This window comes from Cupriavidus sp. 05N38, from assembly GCF_056397345.1.
Map to the genome: position 1 here is coordinate 1 of NZ_JBFTNF010000173.1, position 728 is coordinate 728.

At 58.1% G+C, this 728-nt stretch carries 1 protein-coding gene; it reads right to left on the reverse strand.

Translation table 11 applies throughout. The features are described 5' to 3' along the window. Positions 1–728, reverse strand: a 728-nt coding sequence (locus AC1DK4_RS40775) for an RNA-guided endonuclease InsQ/TnpB family protein (protein ID WP_477132274.1), incomplete at both ends; no start/stop codon positions are given.

The following is a 728-nucleotide window of genomic DNA, read 5'->3' on the forward strand; positions in this document are numbered from 1 at the left end:
GGTTTGTCGACACTCCGGTTTGTCGACACTCCCCTTGGCGCTTGCAGTCATTCCCTGCACAGACAAGTCCTCGATGCCCAACGTTTGGTTTTCACGTGYGAGCGAGGTCGTCATCTTGTGCGTGAAGTCATTGCGAATGCACCTGATCTTTCGATGCTGATCAGCGAGCTTTCGCGATGCCTTCTCACGGTTCTTGGACGGGAGAAGACGCACCCCCKTGGGAATCCGGCCCTTTTYACCTAGGCCCATACGTTGYTTCTGCGCTTCCATCTTGCGCGACACYGACCGCTGCAACCKCGTCAACCGCTTCTGCGCCTTCTTYAGCGCACGCGGCGTCTCATAACGTTTGCCGTCAGAGCAGACGATTTCCTTGACGTTGAGGTCGACGCCGGTGACCGGGCGGCGAGYCGCCGGCYCAATCCAGCATATGTCCACCTCCTGCTGCAGCGACAGATACCAGCGYGTGCCATCGCGTGACACCGTGGCGCCCATTATCTTGCCGCCGAACCGCGGTGCCTCTTTCATCCTCACYTTGCCCAGCACGGGCAGACGTACYTGCCTTTCATCYACGGTCAGCTTGTCGTTGGCGACGTAGAAAGAATCGCGCGCCTKTCCCTTCCGCTTGAAGACAGGGCGATAAGCATTCTTTCCCCTTTTTACGTCGTCGAAGAACTTGCTCCAGGCCTTGCTCAGATTGGCAAAGGGCTGCGCATGCGAGTCACGATGCA